At 67.4% G+C, this 16029-nt stretch carries 15 protein-coding genes; 9 read left to right on the top strand and 6 right to left on the bottom strand.

Going from position 1 to position 16029, the window contains the following annotated elements:
• The 3 genes from J0L98_RS15215 to J0L98_RS15205 all read left to right on the top strand — a co-directional run.
• The coding region (locus J0L98_RS15215; RefSeq protein ID WP_296412625.1) for a transglutaminase family protein at nucleotides 1-2478 on the top strand (2478 nt) is incomplete at its 5' end.
• A 129-nt stretch (nucleotides 2479-2607) separates the two neighbouring features.
• Complete coding sequence (locus J0L98_RS15210; RefSeq protein ID WP_296412623.1) at nucleotides 2608-5133, top strand: circularly permuted type 2 ATP-grasp protein; 2526 nt, start codon at nucleotides 2608-2610, stop codon at nucleotides 5131-5133.
• Between the two features lie 12 nt (nucleotides 5134-5145).
• Complete coding sequence (locus tag J0L98_RS15205) at nucleotides 5146-6072, top strand: transglutaminase family protein (RefSeq protein WP_296412622.1); 927 nt, start codon at nucleotides 5146-5148, stop codon at nucleotides 6070-6072.
• A gap of 10 nt (nucleotides 6073-6082) precedes the next feature.
• Here J0L98_RS15205 and J0L98_RS15200 read toward each other — a convergent pair whose 3' ends face one another.
• Both J0L98_RS15200 and J0L98_RS15195 read right to left on the bottom strand, forming a co-directional pair.
• The gene (locus J0L98_RS15200; RefSeq protein WP_296412621.1) at nucleotides 6083-7288 is read right to left on the bottom strand and encodes a hypothetical protein; all 1206 of its coding nucleotides are present in this window, start codon (nucleotides 7286-7288) and stop codon (nucleotides 6083-6085) included.
• The gene (locus J0L98_RS15195; protein WP_296412620.1) at nucleotides 7285-9711 is read right to left on the bottom strand and encodes a hypothetical protein; all 2427 of its coding nucleotides are present in this window, start codon (nucleotides 9709-9711) and stop codon (nucleotides 7285-7287) included. Before J0L98_RS15195 ends, J0L98_RS15200 begins: the two co-directional genes overlap by 4 nt.
• Before the next feature lie 160 nt (nucleotides 9712-9871).
• On the opposite strand from J0L98_RS15195, the gene J0L98_RS15190 reads away from it, so the two are divergent.
• From J0L98_RS15190 to J0L98_RS15165, 6 genes are all read left to right on the top strand, one after another.
• Nucleotides 9872-10840, top strand: coding sequence for a prenyltransferase (locus J0L98_RS15190; protein WP_296412626.1), 969 nt, complete (start codon nucleotides 9872-9874; stop codon nucleotides 10838-10840).
• Nucleotides 10837-11520: an HAD family phosphatase gene (locus J0L98_RS15185; protein WP_296412619.1), complete on the top strand. Its 684-nt coding sequence runs from the start codon at nucleotides 10837-10839 to the stop codon at nucleotides 11518-11520. The genes J0L98_RS15190 and J0L98_RS15185 overlap by 4 nt, the downstream gene beginning before the upstream one ends.
• Nucleotides 11520-11834, top strand: a complete 315-nt coding sequence (locus tag J0L98_RS15180; protein WP_296412618.1) for a hypothetical protein — start codon at nucleotides 11520-11522, stop codon at nucleotides 11832-11834. The genes J0L98_RS15185 and J0L98_RS15180 overlap by 1 nt, the downstream gene beginning before the upstream one ends.
• Entirely contained in the window at nucleotides 11831-12442 is a 612-nt protein-coding gene (locus J0L98_RS15175; RefSeq protein WP_296412617.1) for a glutathione S-transferase family protein, read from the top strand. Before J0L98_RS15180 ends, J0L98_RS15175 begins: the two co-directional genes overlap by 4 nt.
• Nucleotides 12443-12455: 13 nt before the next feature.
• The gene (ruvA, locus tag J0L98_RS15170; protein WP_296412616.1) at nucleotides 12456-13046 is read left to right on the top strand and encodes a Holliday junction branch migration protein RuvA; all 591 of its coding nucleotides are present in this window, start codon (nucleotides 12456-12458) and stop codon (nucleotides 13044-13046) included.
• A gap of 146 nt (nucleotides 13047-13192) precedes the next feature.
• Nucleotides 13193-13693: a DUF4442 domain-containing protein gene (locus J0L98_RS15165; protein WP_296412615.1), complete on the top strand. Its 501-nt coding sequence runs from the start codon at nucleotides 13193-13195 to the stop codon at nucleotides 13691-13693.
• Here the strand turns inward: J0L98_RS15165 and J0L98_RS15160 are convergent.
• From J0L98_RS15160 to J0L98_RS15145, 4 genes are all read right to left on the bottom strand, one after another.
• Nucleotides 13683-14129, bottom strand: coding sequence for an RES family NAD+ phosphorylase (locus J0L98_RS15160; RefSeq protein WP_296412614.1), 447 nt, complete (start codon nucleotides 14127-14129; stop codon nucleotides 13683-13685). The two genes, J0L98_RS15165 and J0L98_RS15160, sit on opposite strands and share 11 nt — an antisense overlap.
• On the bottom strand, nucleotides 14126-14593 hold the full coding sequence (locus tag J0L98_RS15155) for an antitoxin Xre/MbcA/ParS toxin-binding domain-containing protein (protein WP_296412613.1): 468 nt from the start codon (nucleotides 14591-14593) through the stop codon (nucleotides 14126-14128). Before J0L98_RS15155 ends, J0L98_RS15160 begins: the two co-directional genes overlap by 4 nt.
• Before the next feature lie 83 nt (nucleotides 14594-14676).
• Nucleotides 14677-14871 carry a hypothetical protein gene (locus J0L98_RS15150; RefSeq protein ID WP_296412612.1) on the bottom strand — a complete coding sequence of 65 codons (195 nt, stop codon included), beginning with the start codon at nucleotides 14869-14871 and terminating at the stop codon, nucleotides 14677-14679.
• Between the two features lie 75 nt (nucleotides 14872-14946).
• Complete coding sequence (locus J0L98_RS15145) at nucleotides 14947-15348, bottom strand: hypothetical protein (RefSeq protein ID WP_296412610.1); 402 nt, start codon at nucleotides 15346-15348, stop codon at nucleotides 14947-14949.
• Between the last annotated feature and the right edge of the window lie 681 nt (nucleotides 15349-16029).

Genomic DNA, 16029 nt, shown 5'->3' with positions numbered 1-16029 from the left:
ACCGAAGAGCAGTGGGCCGAGATCGAAGCCCTGGGCCACCTCATCGACGTGGACCTGGAAGCCCACGACATGCGCCTCACCATGGGCGGCGAGCCCACCTTCGTCTCCATCGACGACCCAGACGGCGCCGAGTGGAACACCGAGGCGATGGGCCCCAACAAGCGCATCCGCGCCGAGGATCTCTACCACCGCCTGCGCGACAAGTACGCCCCCCAGGGCCTGGCCCACTTCGGCCAGGGCAAGTGGTATCCCGGCGAGCAGCTGCCGCGCTGGTCCCTGACCTGCTTCTGGCGCAAGGACGGCGAGCCCATCTGGACGCGCTCCGACCTCATCGGCGATTCCGCCACCCCCGGCAACGTGAAGGTCGACAAGGCCCACACCTTCCTGGCCGGCGTGGCCCAACGGCTGGCGGTGGACCAGCGCCGGGTCTTCCCGGCCTATGAAGACGCCTTCTACTACCTGTGGCGCGAGCGCCGCCTGCCGGGCAACGTCGATCCGTTCGACGCGCGCCTGGACGACCCGCTGGAGCGCGACCGCATCCGCCGCGTGTACGAGCACGGCCTGCCCAACCCGGTGGGCTACGTGCTGCCGATCTCCATCAACAGCTACACCGGCGCGTGGCAGACCGGGCCGTGGTTCCTGCGCGACGAACGCTGCTACCTGATCCCCGGCGACTCCCCGGTGGGCTACCGCCTGCCGCTGGACTCCCAACCCTGGGTGAGCAAGGGCGACTACCCCTACGTCAATCCGCCGGACAACCATCAGGTCTTCCCGCCGCTGCCCGAGTACAAGGCCATCCGGCGCCAGCTGCCGGGCGGCCAGACCGCGGTGCTCAATGCCCTGTCCGACGACGAACCCGGCTTCGGCTCCTCCGCCGCGGCGCGTGCCGCCGCCGCCCTGAAGGCCGCGCGGGACGCCGAGAAGCATTCCCCCACCGACCGCCAGCCGGCCCAGTTCCAGTCGGCCGACTGGATCGTCCGCACCGCCATGTGCGCCGAGACCCGCAACGGCACCATGCACATCTTCATGCCGCCGCTGTCGAGCCTGGAGAAGTACCTGGAATTGGTCACCGCCATCGAAGCCACGGCCGAGGACCTGGCCATGCCGGTGGTCATCGAGGGCTACGAGCCGCCCTCCGACCCGCGCCTGCAACACTTCCGCATCACCCCCGACCCCGGCGTGATCGAGGTGAACATCCACCCGTCCAGCAACTGGGAAGAGCTGGTGGACCGCACCACCCACCTCTACGAATCGGCCCACTACTCGCGCCTGACCACCGAGAAGTTCATGGTGGATGGCCGCCACACCGGCACCGGCGGCGGCAACCACTTCGTGCTGGGCGGCGCCACCCCGTCCGATTCACCCTTCCTGCGGCGTCCGGACCTGCTGCGCAGCCTGATCTCCTACTGGCACAACCACCCCAGCCTGTCCTACCTGTTCTCGGGCCTGTTCATCGGCCCGACCAGCCAGGCGCCGCGCATCGACGAAGCCCGTAACGACTCTGTCTATGAAATCGAGACAGCCTTCCGGCAGTTCCCGAAGGCGGGCGAGAGCGTTCCGCCCTGGCTGATCGACCGCCTGCTGCGCAACCTGCTGATCGACGTCACCGGCAACACCCACCGCTCCGAGTTCTGCATCGACAAGCTCTACTCGCCGGACGGTCCCACCGGCCGCCTCGGCCTGCTCGAGCTGCGCGCCTTCGAGATGCCGCCCCATGCGCGCATGTCGCTGGCCCAGCAACTCCTGCTGCGCGGCCTGCTGGCCCGCTTCTGGGAAACCCCCTATGCGCCGGACCGCCTGGTGCGCTGGGGCACCGAGCTGCACGACCGCTTCCTGCTGCCGCATTTCGTGCAGCAGGACTTCAACGACGTGATGGAGGACATGCAGGCCCACGGCCTGGCCTTCAAGCCGGAGTGGTTCGCCCCGCACATGGAGTTCCGCTTCCCCAAGATCGGCGACTTCGCGGTGCGTGGCATGGAGGTGGAGCTGCGCAGCGCCCTCGAGCCCTGGCACGTGATGGGCGAGGAAGGCGCCATCGGCGGCACCGTGCGCTTCGTCGATTCGTCGGTGGAACGCCTGCAGGTCAAGGTCAGCGGCATGTCCGACGACCGCTTCCTGCTCGCCGTGAATGGCCGCACCATCCCCCTGCAGCCGACCGGCACGGTGGGCGAGCACGTGGCCGGGGTGCGCTACCGCGCGTGGCAGCCGCCGTCCTGCCTGCACCCGACCATCCCGCCCCATGCACCGCTGGTCTTCGACCTGGTGGACACCTGGACCGGACGCTCCCTGGGCGGCTGCCAGTACCACGTGTCTCACCCGGGCGGCCGCAGCTTCGAGACCTTCCCGATCAACGCCTTCGAAGCCGAGAGCCGCCGCCTGGCGCGCTTCTTCCGCATGGGCCACACCCCGGGCGAACCGAAGGTGAAGGTCTCGCCGGTGGAGAAGGAGTTCCCCTTCACCCTCGACCTGCGTCGCTGAGCCCAGGCAGGGCAGCCCTCGGATGCACCGACAGTCCCCCTGGAGGCCCCGGCCTCCACGGGGCGGGGCGTCCGTCCGCCGCCAACTCTGCCATTTCCTGAATGCCGGTAAGAGTGTTAGCTTCTGCCGATGCCCAGCTCCATCCTTTCCCACTATCCCTACCGCCCCGACAGCTACGACGAGCTGTTCGGAGAAGACGGCGTACGCCCCCACTGGCAGGAGTTCCTCGACCACATCGACGAGTCCAGCGCCGACACCCTGAAGGCCCGCGCCGCCCAGCTGGCGCGGGGAATCCAGCAGAACGGGGTCACCTACAACGTCTATGCCGACCCCCGCGGCACCGACCGGCCGTGGTCCCTCGACCTGCTCCCGCTGATCCTTCCCACCGAGGAATGGCGTGGCATCGCAGCCGCCATCAGCCAGCGGGCACGCCTGCTCGATGCCCTGCTGGGCGACCTCTACGGCGAGCAGACCACCCTCGCCGAGGGCCTGTTGCCCCCCGAACTGGTCTTCGGACACAAAGGTTTTCATTGGCCGTGCAAGGGCATCAAGCCTGCCGGCGGCGCCTATCTGCACCTCTACGCGGCCGACCTGGCCCGCTCACCGGACGGCCACTGGTGGGTCATCGCCGACCGCACCCAGTCTCCCTCCGGGGCCGGCTACGCCCTGGAGAACCGTCTGCTGGTGTCGCGGGCCTTCCCCGACCTGTTCCGCGACCTCCAGGTGCAGACCCTGGCCGGCTTCTTCCGCGGCCTGCAGCGCAGCCTGGGCAGCCAGGCCCCCACCGACGGTGACCACCCCCTGACGGTACTGCTGACCCCCGGGCCCTTCAACGAAACCTACTTCGAACACGTCTACCTGGCCCGCTACCTGGGTTTCCCCCTCGTCGAGGGCCAGGACCTGACGGTGCGCAACGACACGGTCTACCTCAAGACCGTCTCCGGCCTGAAGCGGGTGCACGCCATCCTGCGCCGCCTCGACGACGACTTCTGTGACCCGGTGGAACTGCGCGCTGATTCCGCCCTGGGCGTGCCCGGCCTGCTCGGCGCGGTACGCGCCGGCCGCGTGCTGGTGGCCAACGCCCTGGGCAGCGGTCTGCTCGAATCCGCCGCCCTGCCCGGCTTCCTGCCCGGCATCTCGCGCCACCTGCTGGGCGAGGAGCTGCTGATGCCCTCCGTCGCCACCTGGTGGTGCGGCGAGGAGCCGGCCAAGGCCGAGGTGCTCACGCACCTGCGCGAACTGGTCATCAAGCCGACCTTCCCCGGTGGTGCCAGCGACGTGATCTTCGGCGACCAGCTCGACGAGGCCCAGTTGGCCGCCCTCAGCGCACGCATCGAGGCCGATCCGTCCGCCTTCGTCGCCCAGGAACTGGTCAAGCTGTCGCGGGCTCCCGCCTGGTCGGGTGGTCAGCGCCGCAAGCTGATGACCCGGGCGATGGGGCTGCGGGTCTATGCAGCGATCACCCCGGAGGGCTACAGCGTGCTGCCCGGCGGACTGGCCCGGGTGGCGGGGATGGACAACACCCGCATCCTGACCATGCAGAAGGGCGGCAGCAGCAAGGACACCTGGGTGCTCTCCGACGGCCCGGTGTCCACCTTCAGCCTGCTCCACAACACCATCCGGATGGACGACCTGATCAACGAGACCGGCACCCTGTCGTCACGTCTGGCCGAGAACCTGTTCTGGTTCGGGCGCTATGGCGAGCGCTGCGATGCGGTGGCGCGACTGGCCCGGCTGGCCCTGTCGCGCCTCTCGGAAGGACGCCGCACCGAACGGGCCGGAGCCCTGTCGATGATGCTCGAACTGGCCGCCGGCGCCGGCCTGGTGGAAAAGGACGTGGCCACCCTGCCCCTGGCCAAGGCCGAGCTGGATCTCTTCCGTGCCGTGCTCGACCGGCGCGCCGACAGTGGCCTGGCGGCCAACCTGCAACGCCTCACCTGGTGCGCCACCCAGGCCCGGGAGCACCTCTCCCTCGACCATTGGCATGCCCTCAAGCGCCTCTCCGCCGACCTCGAGAGTGCCCGCGGACGGGTCTCCGATGTCTCCGCCCTGCTCGAATTCCTCGACGAGGCCCTGACCACCTTCGTCTCCCTGTCCGGCTTCGCCATGGACAACATGACCCGCGACATGGGCTGGCGCCTGCACATCGTCGGGCGGCGCATCGAGCGCCTGGATACCCTGGCCGGCAGCCTTGCACGCTTCCTGAGGCGCCATGTGGACATTGCCGGCCCGCTGCAGCGGGAGCTGGCGGTGGAGGCCCTGCTCGAACTGTGCGACTCCATCATCACCTACCGCACCCGCTATCGTGCCCAGCCGGAACTGCTGCCCGCCATCCACCTGCTCACCATGGACGGCGCCAACCCCCATGCCCTGGCCTTCCAGGTGCGCATGCTGACCAACTACCTGCGCAACTTCGAGATGGATGGCAACGAACTGGGTATCGACGAACTGGACGCCAGCTATGCGGCCCTGCAGCGCTTCCCCTGGGCCAAGCTGGAGGCCACCGCACCCGAAGACGAACGCGCCGAAGCCACCCTGGCGCTGGCCGACCATCTGGACCACCTGACGCGCGCCGGACGCGCCTTGTCCGACCGGCTGGCCATGCGCTTCTTCAGCCATGTCGGCGGGGCCGGCCAGGCCACCTTCGCCGCCTGAGCGCCCGCCACCATGACCCGTCGTGTGCCCTACACCATTCTCCACGAGACGGAATACGCCCCCTGCGGCGTGCCGGTCTCCCTGGCCCAGCACCTGCTGCACCTGATCCCCCGGGAGCTGCCCTGGCAGACCCGCGAGTCAGGCTCGATCACCATCGAGCCCGATCTGGCCCAGCTCGCTGAAGGCGAAGACGCCTTTGGCAACCCCGTTGCCTGGCTGTCCCTCGATGTCCCTCACGATGGCCTGCTGGTGCGCGCCGAGAGCCATGTGACCGTGATCGGCCGGCCCCTGCCCAAGGCGGAGGATTCGCCGGAATGGGAGGACGTCCGCGACAGCCTGCGCTACCGCCCCGAGCCCCGCGACGCCGACACCCTGGATGCCCTGCGCTATCTCTACGCCTCACCGCGGGTCCCCCGCGATGCCCAGCTGGCGGAGTTCGCCCGGGCCGCGTTCAAGCCCGGCCTGCCCCTGCTGGTGGCGACCCGGGCGCTGATGGACCTGATCTTCAAGACCTTCACCTTTGACGCCAAGGCCACCGAGGTGAGCACCCCGGTGCACGAAGTGCTGAAGAAGAAACGCGGGGTGTGCCAGGATTTCGCCCACCTGATGATCGCCGCCCTGCGCTCGGTAGGCGTGCCGGCGCGTTACATGTCGGGCTATCTGCTCACCGACCCGCCACCGGGCAAACCCCGCCTGATCGGTGCCGACGCCTCCCACGCCTGGGTCGCGGTATGGTGCCCGGAAAACGGCTGGGTCGAGTACGACCCCACCAACGGCATCCAGCCCGACGTGCGCCACGTCACCCTGGGCTGGGGCCGCGACTTCCAGGATGTGTCGCCCCTGCGGGGCGTGATCCTCGGCGGTCTGGCCCAGGTGCCGGAGGTCCGCGTCACGGTCATTCCCGACGGGGAAAAGGCAGTACCCCGACCGGCGGAATGAGCGCCGCCCCTCAGGGCGAAGCGACGCCGGTGAGCGCGGCGGGTCGTCCGGGGAGCATCGTCGCCGGACGCTGAAAGGCCCCGGGCACCCAGCGCGTGGGCACCACCAGGGGCACGGTGCCCACGGGAAAACGGAATTCCGCTGTCGGCCGCAACCCGGCCTCCGGTGGGGGGCTGACCCGGCCGCGCAGCACGCTGTCTTCCGCCAGGGTGAGATCCCCCTGCGCCGGATCAAGGGCGCCGGGGGGCAGCGCATGATTGCCCTGGTGCCACCCGGGCAGGCCGAGGGTGAACAGCCCCAGGCCCACCGTGAGGTTGTTGCGCACCACGAAGCGGGTATCGGCGGGCAGCCTGTCGCCCCATGTCCGGGCGAACAGGGCTGGCCGCCAGCCCTCGCTGATCAGGGTGTTGTGGGTCAGGAGCAGGCGGTTCTCCGGCCAATGGCTGCCTTCGGCACCATAGGCCAGCACGGTGGGGTTGGCACTCTCCGCCCCCTGCCCGATCACATTCCCCACCACCACCGCCACACCGCCCTCGGGAAACTCCAGCTCGTAGGACGCCCGCCCGTCTTTGCCGTCGATCAGCAGGTTGTAGCGGATCTCGCTGCGGCGGGCCCGGCTTTTCAACAGGTGTCCTTGGTAACCGCCGTGGAAACGGCTGCCTTCCACGGAAAGATGCGCGATCCGGCCCACGTAAAGGAGGTGATGCAGGGATCGCGTATCCCGGGGCGCATCGCGGAATTCGCTATCCAGGACGCGCAAGGCCGCATCCTCGAAATTGGCGGTCAGGAGGCCCATTTCGTTGTCCTCGAACAGGCAGTCGCGCACCTCAAGGCGCCCCCGCTCGAAGCGGATGCCGGCCCCGTTGTAATCGGCGGCACGGGCACCGCGGAAGGCAATGTTGCTGACCTTGAAGTCACCGTCGGAAAACACCCAGATGGCCTTGCCCTCGGCCACGGTGCCACGCGCATCCAGTACCGGACGGGCACCAAGGCCGCGAATCTCCAGGGATTTCTGACGCCACACCGCCACATCGCCGGTGTAGGTGCCGGGCTGGATCAAAACGGTATCGCCGTCCTTGGCCAGACGTGCCGCATCGGCGATGCGGCGCACACTTTCCTGCGGCCCGACGGTGATCACCGCAGCCTGCAGCGGACAGGCCAGCAGGGCCAGACCATACAGGCCGGCACGGCACCACCTCGCCGGCCGGCACCTCATTGCGACGGTTGACGCAGACTCAGGCTCAGCCACAGGACGAGCATGATCATCAGGGTGATGCGCGGCATGTCCAGCAGACTATCCACCAGGCCCACCGTCGTGACGCCGGCCAGGGCGGCAAGCAGCACGGGCGCCAGCGGATGCAGCCGGGTGGGCGCCCGCAGCAGATGCGCCGCCGCGGCCAGCAAGGCCAGCACCAGCGTCGCCAAACCGAACAGGCCTTGTTCCACGTAGCTGTGTACGAAAATGTTCTTGGCGTGCCAGGGCAGGTGATCCCGGTCGGAGGAGAAGAACCAGTAGTCCACCCCGCGCTCGAAATCCCCGTTGCGCAACAGGGGGCGTAGCTGACCATCAAACGCCTGCACGTCGTCCACATCCACCTGCCCGCGCCCATCCACGTGGATGGACAGGCTGGCGGGCCGGGGCGGCCAGCCCGGGCGGGCAAAGCCCTCGCCGCCCGTCCATTGTTTCAGTTCGAGATCCTGCCAGCCACTGCCGCCCTTGAGGTCGGCTGCGGCGGTGACGCAGTCCTCCGCGTAGAGCAGGTGCTTGCGACACGGGCGCAGGTAAAGCCGCACGTCCTTGTCGGCCCGGGCACGCACGCGGAAGTGGAAGGGCAGCGCCGCGTCGCTGGCGATGCGCTGGGTCAGACGCAGGACTTCGCCGCTGCCGGTCGCGTGACGCTCACCGCCTATCCGCATGTAGCGCTCGCCCGCCCCACCCTGCAGTGCCAGAAAACCGGGCACGCCCGGGTCGGGCACCTTCCAGAAATAGCTGTCCGGATAGCGGCCCAGCCCAAGTCCGAAGAGCACGGCGTCAGCCCCCCGGACCATCCCCAACCCGTGGGCGAAGTGGGTGCTCCGGCTGTGCAGATCACCGCCGGTCGCAGCCAGTCGACTACCCATGTAGTAGCTGCCCAGCGTGCTGATGACCATGCCACCCACCACCAGCACCCCACCCACCACATGCAGACGCTGGAGTTGCGGCACCCACAGGGGGCGAGGGCTGGCCGACTGGGTGACCAGCACGGCCAGCACCATGCCTGCGGCCAGCAGGGCCTCCGGCACCCTGGCGCCCTCGCCCCAGTGGACGCACACCAGCACTGCATTGAGCGCGGTCCACACCAGCAGGGCGGTCACCAGGGCCGACGCAGGCGGCGTTTGACGGCGCAGGCCATTGACCAGCAGCCACAGCGCCACCCCCGCAGACAGACCATAGATCAGGTACGGCCCCTTGGGAATCCACCAGGCCGCCAGCAGACTCGGCCCGGCCAAGGCCAGCCCGGCCAGGCCGCCGATGATCAGTTGGCCGGCCCGGGCGCCATGCAGGCTGCCCCCGCCAAGATAGGCGAGCACCACCAGCCCGGCAAAGGCGCCCATACCCCGGTAGCCCCCCGACTGGAAACTCAACAGGCAAGCAACCAGGGCACCACCGGCGAGCAGGGCGAGCACCACGAGACTCCCCCGGCCTCCGCTGGCAGACCGCACGCCACCCGGCCGCAGCAAGGCCATCAGGCCCATCACCGCAGCAGAGGCGAACACCGCGGCATAGACAATGCGCGAGAAGGTCGTAAACAGGGCATAACTGCCAAGGGCAATCACCACCAGCGCGGCAACCCGCGCCGCCGTACTGCGGGCCATGCGCAGATACAAAAGGCAGAAGGGAAAGCTCAGGCACAGCCACGCATCCAGGGCCGCGCCGCCCACATGCATCTCCCAGAACAGGGCCGTACTGCGATAGTCGGAAGCAAAGTTGGTCAGACCGGGGAAGCTCATGCGCTCCCACAGGGCGGCCACGGCACAGGTGGCGAAGCCAAAGGTAAAGCCCGTCACGATGCGCCCGAGGGCAATCTCTCCGTCCCGCCGGATGGCCATGTGGATGAAGGGAATCAGCGCAAAGGCCAGCACGAAGCCCTTGCCGACCCGCAGGGCGTTGAGGGTGGAGCCATAACCCACCAGCGCCGCCGCATCCAGCGCAGGCAAGGGGCTGAGCCCGCGGGCACCCGACACCGCCACGCTCACGGCGAGCAGGCCGAACACGCCCAGCGCCGCCAGGTTGAGCTTAGCCGGCGCCCGCCCCGTCAACGTCACCGGCGGTGGCGCCAGGCTTTCCCGCAGGCCAAGGCCAAACAGGGTCGCCAGCACCAGTGCATCGCTCTCGTTCAGGTAGATGTGCCCGCTCCAGGGCGCCAGATCCACCAACGGCCAGAGCATCGGCAGGATCAGCAGACAGCTTGCCGGCCGGAACACCACAAGTGCCGCGTATGTTGCCAGCAGGGCGGCAGCAAGCCAGCGATCGAGGGGATAGTGCAGGAACCACCCCACCAGGCCGGCGAGGGCCAGCAGGGCCACCAGGCTTCCATAGAGGCGCGGGCCGATGGCCGGATGCAGCCTGCCGGCGTTGGAGTGAGCAGCAGAAGCCAAGGTGTGGGCGTGGAAGGGGTGACAGGGGCCGATGCTAACCGATTGCGGCGACCCTTGTCGCGGGCCGTCCGATCACTGCCGCGTCCGCCTCCCGCCACGGCAACTTGACCCGGGGGCCACCTCGCCGCAGCATTGCGTGTCACCATCGCCGGCCATGCCGATGCCTCCGTCCGTCTCCCCTGCCGAACCCATGCCCAGCCTGCGCACCAGGCCGCTGCTCGCCATCCTGCTGGCGACGCGCCCGGCCTTTCTCGGGGTCACGCTGTTTGCCTGTCTGATCGGCCTGGCCACGGCCCACGGCAGCGGCATCCCTGTGGACCTGCCCAAGGCGGTGCTGACCGTGCTCTTTGCCCTGGTCGCCCATGCCGGCATCAACGTGCTCAACGATTACTACGACGCCCGCAGTGGCGCCGACGCCGCCAACACCGAGCGCCTCTTCCCCTTCACCGGCGGCAGCCGCTTCATCCAGAACGGCGTGCTCAGCGAAGCCGAGACCGGGCGGCTGGGCTATGCCCTGCTGGCCCTGGTGGTGCCGGCCGGCCTGTGGCTCAGTCTGCACTCCGCGCCGGGGCTGCTGCTGATCGGGCTGGCCGGGCTGTTCCTGGGCTGGGCGTACACGGCACCGCCCCTGGCCCTGGTGAGCCGGGGCCAGGGCGAGGCCGCGGTGGCGGCGGGCTGGCTGATCGTGGTGGCGGGGGCCGACTTCGTGCAGCGCGGCACCTTCTCGGCCACGCCCCTGGTCGCCGGCCTGTCCTATGCCCTGCTGGTGGCCGCCATCCTGTTCATCAACGAATTCCCCGACCGGCGCGGCGATGAGGCCACCGGCAAACGCACCCTGGTGGTCCGCCTCGGCCCCGACAACGCCAAGTGGGTGCTGCTCGGCCTGGTGCTGGTGGCCTACGCCTGGCTGGTACTGATGGTCGGGCGCAACCGCCTGCCCCAGGGTGCCGCTGCCGCTGCCATGACCCTGGTGTTCTCCTTCCGGGCAGCCCGTACCCTGATGGCTCACGCCCACGAGCCTTCCGAACTCGCCCCGGCCCTCAAACTCACCATCCTCGCCGCCCAGCTACATGGCCTCATGCTGGCGGCAACCCTGGCCTTCGGACGTTGGCCCGGCAACGCATCATGACTCTTCTGCCCTTCACCCCGCATGACATCCATGCCGTCATCTTCGACATGGACGGCCTGCTCCTCGACAGCGAGCGGGTGGCCCTGGCCACCGTGGCCGAAGCAGCCGCCGAGCTGGGCGTACCCTGGCGCTACGAGGTGGGCCTGGCCCTGGTCGGCCTCAACTCGAAGGACGGCCCGGCGGTGATCCGCAAGCACCTGGGGGAGGACTACCCCACGGCCGCGCTGTACGACACCTTCGGCCGCCTTTACGAGGTGGCCATCGCCGAAGGGCGCATCCCCCTCAAGGGTGGCGTCACGGCGCTGTTCGACGTGCTCGACACGCTGGGTCTGGGCCGCGTCGTGGCCACCTCCACCCGCCGCTCCCGGGCCGAACCCAAGCTCGCCGCCGTGGGCCTGCTGCCGCGGGTGCACGGCATGGTCTGCGGCGACGAAGTGAGCCGCGGCAAGCCGGCACCCGATATCTTCCTGGCCGCCGCGGCAAAGCTCGGCGTGGCGGTGGAGAACTGCCTGGTGCTGGAAGACTCCAACGCCGGCGTGCGCGGCGCCCTGGCGGCCGGCACCCGGGTGGTGATGGTGCCCGACCTGCTGCAACCCGCCAACGACCTGCTCGCCGCCCAAGTACCGGTGGCGACCAGCCTCCACGACATTGCCGGCTTCCTGGCCACGAGATGCATCTGATGCGTAGCAGCCTGTTCCTCATCCTCCTGGTCCTGGCCCTGCCGGCCCTGGCCCAGAGCCCGGGCTCCACCGCCTTCTGCCTGTTTCCGGTGCCCGCCGATGGCGGGGTGCAACGCTGGATCAACCTGGGCATCGTCCAGTACGTGGATGCCCGGGCCGACGATGTCCGTATCTACTACGGCGGCGGCAACCTGGGGAGCGGCCACGAGGCCCGCATCCCCGTGAAAGACCGCGACGAGGCCGACGCCGTCCTCGCCCGCCTGCGCCGCAGTGCCACCCTTTGTGCTCAACCCGTCTCCGGAGGCTCCCCATGAAACTCATCGGCATGCTGGATTCCCCCTTCGTCCGCCGCGCCTTCATCAGCGCGCGTATGCTGGGCATTCCCTTCGAGCACCAGTCCCTGTCGGTGTTTCGCAACTTCGACGCTTTTCACGCCATCAACCCCCTGGTAAAGGCACCGACCCTGGTGTTCGATGACGGCGAGGTGATGGTGGACAGCTCCCAGATCATTGCCTGGCTGGAGCACGTGGCAGCCCCCGGCCACAGCCTGTGGCCCACCGACCCGACCCTCTACCGGCGCTGCCTGCAGCTCACCAGCCTGGGCCTGGCCGCCGCCGAAAAGAGCGTGCATAGGGCGTATGAAACCAAGGTGCGCGACAAGACCCTCCGCGACCCCGGCTGGCTGCACCGGGTAGAGGGGCAGATCGCCGACACCTACGCCGTACTCGAGCAGCACGTGGGCGACAGCGACTGGCTGTGCGGCGACCGCCCCACCCAGGCCGACATCACGGTGGCGGTGGCCTGGCGCTTCACCCATTACTCGGCCCCCGGCCTGGTGGCCGACAGCGACCACCCGGGCATCGCCGCCCTGGCGGCCAATGCCGAGGCCCTGCCGGCCTTTGCTGCCGCCGACTATTCATAGACTGAAGGCACCCATGATCGGACGCATCACCGGCCGCCTGGCCGAGAAGAACCCCCCGCAGATCCTGGTGGACGTGAACGGCGTCGGCTACGAGCTGGAAGTGCCCATGAGCACCTTCTACGGCCTGCCCGCCACCGGCCAGACCGTCATCCTGTCCACCCACCTGGCTGTGCGTGAGGATGGCCACTTCCTGTACGGCTTCGCCACCGAGGACGAGCGGGCTGCCTTCCGCCAGCTCCTCAAAGTCGCCGGCATCGGCGCCCGCACCGCCCTGGCGGTGCTCTCCGGCCTGTCGGTGACCGATCTGGCCCAGGCCATCGCCCTGCAGGAGAGCGGCCGCCTGGTGAAGATCCCGGGCATCGGCAAGAAGACCGCCGAGCGCCTGCTGCTGGAGCTGCGTGACAAGCTCGCCAAGGCCCTGCCTGCCGTCGCCGGCAGCGTCGCCACCAGCCTCCCCGGCGGCGACCGGGCCGACATCATCAACGCCCTGCTGGCCCTCGGCTACAACGAGAAGGAAGCCCTCGGCGCCGCCAAGGCTCTGCCCGAGGGCATCGGCGTATCCGACGGCATCCGCCAGGCCCTCAAGGGCCTGTCCAAGGCCTGAGAGGGTGTGAGTGAATCTACTGCGCAGCCCGATTTCGCCCCTGCGATGCTCACCGTACCCTTGTACGGCTGCGCTTCTCGGGGCGAACTCGAACTGCTCGCGACGATTTCTTCACACCCTCTGAGCACGCCACCCGCCCCTCCACCATGAGCCAGAAACTCAAGCAGGGCTTCATGCGCAACGTCAAGCTGGGCAGCGGCATCCTGCGCCTGCTGATGAACCTGTGGCCACCCTTCATCGGCGCCGGCATCCACGTGGAACGCATCGCCCCGGACTACACCGAAGCCCGGGTGCGCATGCGCATGGGCCTGCTCAACCGCAACTACATGGGCACCCACTTCGGCGGCTCCCTGTACGCCATGACCGACCCCTTCTTCGCCCTGCTGATCATGCACCAGCTCGGGCGCCGCTACGTGGTGTGGGACAGGGCCTCGGCCATCGACTACAAGCTTCCCGGCCGGGGCACCGTTCGCGCCACCTTCCGCATCACGCCCGAGCAGATCGACACCATCCGCCGCGCCACCGCCGGTGGTGACAAGTACGAACCGACCTTCTCGGTGGATGTGCTCAATCACCAGGGCGAAGTGGTCGCGACGGTGGACAAGACGATCTATGTGCGGTTGAAGCCGGTGTCCGCTAAGGCCTGAACAGCCGGGGGTCGAAAGGCAGCTTCAGGAGAGACTTGATGCGTACCTTCGCGGTATCGGTGTGAAGAGGGTTGAGCAGGTAATTACTACAAACCGGTATGACTGCACTGGGCACGCTCAGGAGGACAGACCTCTGCTCGCGAAGCCAGACGTCCCCAAGCTTTCGAGTGCTGCGGATGTTTTCTCGCCAGTCGGCTGGCGGGGCTGCGGATTCGATCGTGACCGGATCATCGACTTCGACTTCGATCAACTGAAACAGGTCCGGCAAGTCGTCCATGGTGCTGATGTCGAAGTGAACCAGCACTTCGATCAAGGCCAGGGCCGGATGCTCGGCAAGATAGATGATCGGAGCCCCAGGGTTGTGCCACCGACCTGCCACACGATATCCGCCCAAGCCTTGAAGGTCGGCGAAATTGCTGATCCTCCACAGGATCATGCGAAATAGCCTTCTTCGATTTCCCCCAGCAATTGCTCGATGGCGCGCACTCCGGGGGCGGAGGTCGCCAGGACAAGGGGAGAAGATCCATTGAAGCGGGTTTTCGGGGTGCTCAGCCACTTCCTGGCTTTTTCCTCACTACCGAATACCCGTAGGGCCAGTGCCAGCAGATGGGCCGCCTCCAGCACTCTCTCGCCCTCTTCGGCCGTCAGCGCAGACCCTGTACTAAGCCGGCGTAGCAGGGTTCGATCCGGAATCAATGCACGCCGGTACTCAACACCAAGCACGGCTTCAAGATGCCGGGCGAGTTCGGGCGATACCCCGCCCCTGATCGTCTGCGCCGCAGACAGATCGTCCGTTACCGGTGGACTGATCGAGAAGATGCGACTTGTGTCCTCCCAAAGTCCAGCCTCATCACGCCGGATCGAACGGAGGGGATTGCATGCGATAGCGCCCTGGGTCATGCCTGTCTCCCTGCGGAACATTCCGCCACATGCCTGATTATAGTCGGCAAGTGGCAGAAGTGCGGTGGGCTATTTCAGCACGCTCAAGCCGGGCTGGCGCTGGCCCCGCTTTCCTCCGAACGAAAGTGTGCCTTGGCCGAAGTGATAAGTCGGTCGAGCTCGGGCAGGATGTCCGTGATTTTCTTGAGTGCTTCGTCGATCGGCGGCAAAGCGTCGTCGAGAGAATCGGGATAGGCCTCGGCGAGCTCTTCGGCTTCGAGGCGGACAGGCAGGAACAAGTCTCCACCTTCAAGGCCGAAACCACATTGAATCAGCGCAGGGAAATTCTGGAGATGGTCAGCCAGGTACCGTGTTCAAGTCTTGCCGGGACGGGCACCCTTTCGTCCCGTATTGCCGGTGATCCAGACCGGTAGCGCTTTAAGGAAGAAGCCAAACGCGTCTTCGTTGGCGCCAACCAAAGGTGATAGCCAATGCCATGAGCGTTCGCAGCGGCAGGCGAATTGAAGGCAAGCGAGGTATGTGCCATCGTCTGTTTGCCCCCAGCTCGCGGCCTGAAAGGTCGTTTCTCCGCCATCGTCATATCCGTTCAGTGAGAAAATCGCTTCCCAGCCTTCCTGGGTTTCGACCCACTGCTCGACTTTCTCGTTGATGCGTTTGAACACAGCCCGCGTCACTTCCTCGACCACCGCCGGAGCCTCCTCCAGCACGCGCATATTGCGGATGATCAGCCGATGGGCTTCGTGCGATTCGATCACTGCTGTTTCTCCTTCGTCTGGGTGGTGCATGGATAGCGCAGCGTCCGCGCATGTTCGGCGTATTGCAGGAGCAAGGTGCCGGCCGCCGTGTTTCTCAGGTCTTCCTGTTTGACGTGTTCGTCAAGAATGCCGGCCAGTTGCTTCCAGGAAAACGGGATGATCTTGTCGCGCAGCTTCTCGGATCTTCGAAGCGATCAAGTTGCCACCGAAGTACCGCACGGTTACGCATTTCGTCTTTGCCAACACCCGCCGCACGCCAAGCATTTGCGTTACCCCCTGTCCGCCGATAAGCCTGACAGGCCGGGCTGAATGCAGCCGCAAAAGATGCAAATTGCTGGCAATTGAAGGTTTCCGCCGGGGGGCTTGTTGCGAGGGCAGGAACGCTGCTCTTCCAGACATTGAAGAAGGCCCGCATGCGCGCAATATCGGCACCACTATCTGGTTCAGGGGGCTGGGCGGCATGCCAGCCTGCAAAGAACCGCTGTGCTTGTGCGACTGGGAACATTGTTGAAGTGTGTGGAAATGCTTGGGGTTGATCGGACAGGCGGGACTGGCCGAGGAAAAATCCCAATGGCTTGGAAGGAGTCGTATCACCCTTACTTCCGCCTGTCCTCGCCGACAATTTGTCGTTCTGCGTTGCTCGCATCTCAGATCAGGGATAATCCCGCCATTCCGTTCCGG

It is taken from the genome of Zoogloea sp. (genome assembly GCF_017302315.1).
Classification (GTDB): Bacteria; Pseudomonadota; Gammaproteobacteria; order Burkholderiales; family Rhodocyclaceae; genus Zoogloea.
Note: the sequence above shows the minus strand (reverse complement) of the source record. Positions and strands in the feature narration are given on the sequence as shown.